The organism is Hyphomonas oceanitis, assembly GCF_036964545.1.
Lineage (GTDB): Bacteria > Pseudomonadota > Alphaproteobacteria > Caulobacterales > Hyphomonadaceae > Hyphomonas > Hyphomonas oceanitis.
The window spans coordinates 1-2,280 of sequence record NZ_JBALTL010000018.1 but is presented as its reverse complement, the minus strand read 5'-3'; the positions used below and the strand labels follow the sequence as shown (position 1 = coordinate 2,280).

2 protein-coding genes and 1 pseudogene are annotated in these 2,280 nt (G+C 59.1%); all 3 read right to left on the bottom strand.

All coding sequences use genetic code 11. The annotated features are described in order from the left end of the window. Window positions 1-497 (bottom strand): annotated as a pseudogene (locus V7651_RS18645) (phage terminase large subunit); the annotation flags it as partial. Next, a complete protein-coding gene (locus tag V7651_RS18640) occupies window positions 490-1,044 on the bottom strand; it encodes a hypothetical protein (protein WP_335614022.1) in 555 nt (184 codons plus the stop codon). The gene V7651_RS18640 and the pseudogene V7651_RS18645, both read right to left, overlap by 8 nt. Then, on the bottom strand, window positions 1,041-2,280 hold a 1,240-nt coding region (locus V7651_RS18635), incomplete at its 5' end, for a site-specific DNA-methyltransferase (RefSeq protein WP_335614021.1). The genes V7651_RS18640 and V7651_RS18635, both read right to left, overlap by 4 nt.

Sequence of the window (2,280 nt, the reverse complement as noted above, 5' to 3'; positions counted from 1 at the left end):
GTTTTCATGGGATCATCGATAATGATTATATCAGCTCCGAACCCGGTCGTGACACCGTCAACCGATGTCGCCATGCGCCGTCCGCCAGCACTGGTGCGGATGTCATCCACTGCCCGGCGGGTCAGCACAAGGCTTGGAAAGGCCCGGCGATACCAGCTGCTCTGCATGATCTTTAGACAGTCACTGGCATGATCCTCGGCCAGGTCCTGACCGTAGCTGATGCACAGGAACGAAAGCGACGGATCGTGCCCAAGGCGCCAGGCCGGCCAGGCAACAGTTACCGTCCGGGACTTGAGGTGCCGAGGCGGTATGGGGATGGCAAGGCGCGTGTTGTCCCCTTCCTCGATCCGCTCGAGCTGGCGGATCATCGCATCGATATGCCAGTTGTGCTGATATTCATCCTCGCCGCCCAGCTCGCGGAACACATATCGCAGGAAAAAGCCAAAATCGAGGCGCAGCAGAGCTGAGATTGCGTCGTCTGTATCAACATCAGCCATTGCCGTTCTCCCCGTCTTCAGCCCCATTTTCAGCAATATCTTCCGCTGGGGAGGGATCTCCAAACAGGTCCGGGTCAATTCCGAGTTCCTGCGAGCGTTCCTTCAGATAGGCCTGCAATATCTGTTCATCACCAAGGGTGTGGTAGCGCCGGTTCTGCTGCTGCGCAGCTTCAATCCGCAGAATTTTTCTATCGACGTGCTCAGTCGCCCTTATCTCTCCCTTGACCGACGCACTGTTTATCAGCCTGACGTAAATGCTGCGCCTCTTGGTCATCCGGCGCTTTTTGCCGTTCTCGTTGACGGTCGTTTTGAGCTGGAGTTCTTCCATGAACTCGGTGTCGGCATTGGGCACGCCCTTTTTCCGGCTTCCGCGCTTCCGTCCGTCGTCGACCCCGAACTGGCTCTTTTTGGGCGGCCGGTTGCGGCCGACCTCGTAGGATCCATCCTCGCGGACATTGCCATCCTTGAAGGGTTTGCCATCCTTGCGCCGTCCCTTCCGGGATGGGGGCTTCTTGTCATTTCTATCGCCGCTTTCAGTGTCGCTCATGATGCCTCTCCCAGCCGCGCCTTGGCGACTTCATGAAACGGCGTGACGCCGTTCAGCAGGGGCTCGCAGCCGGTGGCCTCGGCGGTGCGGCGCAGAATCACATCGGCGTAAACCGGATCGAGCTCGATCGCCCGCCCGCGCCTGCCCGTCATCTCGCACGCGGCCAGGATGGTTCCGGATCCGGCGAAGGAATCGAGCACGATGTCGCCGCGCCGCGAGCAGTCCAGAATGGCATCAGCAATCATCTGTTTGGGCTTGACGGTGGGATGATCAGCGAGATCCTCCATCCGCCCTGCACGAAACGTGTTGGCGGAAGGATATCGCCAGACATTGCTGCGATTTCTCCGGCCGAGTGCAATATTGCTGATATGCGTGCCGGGGTTCACCTTGAACACATAGCACAACTCATGGGCCGATCTGTAGAACGCGCCCATGCCCGGATTCTTGGCCCATACGATCATGTTTTTCACTTCATGAAACACGCCCTGCGCGGCATCGAGCATATAGGGCGCGCCCCGCCAGTCCATGAACACGAAGGCAATGGCGCCAGGCGCGCAGTGCGCGGCCATCGCTTTGAAGGCTGGACGCAGCAGCGTCATGCCGAACTCGGCCAGCGATACTTCGCCTGCACCCATGACAAAATTGTCATGCTTGACCTTGCCGTTGCCGGAAACATTGTTCTGGATTGCGCATCCATAAGGCGGATCGGTGACGATCAACTGGGCCCGCTCGCCTGCGAGCAGGCGCTCCAGCGCTTCCGGGTCGCGGGCATCATCAACAAGCAGCCACTGGTTGCCGACCTTCCAAAAGTCGCCAAGCCGAGATACCGGTACCGCGTCATCGGCCGGCAGCTCGACATTGTCTTCGGCCTCTGGCTCATCCTCGCCAATAGTGAGGATGCCGTCGATCTCGAACGTGTCAAACCCGGTGAGTTCAACCTCGTAACCCAGTTCGATCAGGCCCGAGAGTTCCGAGCGCAGCAGCTTCTTGGACCATTGGGCGTCCTGTGCGAGCCTGTTGTCGGCAATGATATAGGCCCGCCGGTCCGCCTCGGTCATCTGACCCAGGTTGATAACCGGAACGTACGTCTCGCCGTTCAGGCGCGCTGCTTCAAGACGGCCATGTCCGCAGATTACGTGCCCGTCATCGTCGATGAGAATGGGATTTGTCCACCCGAACTTCCTCATGCTCCGCTGGATCTTCTTTATCTGGGAGCGCGAATGCGTGTTGGGATTG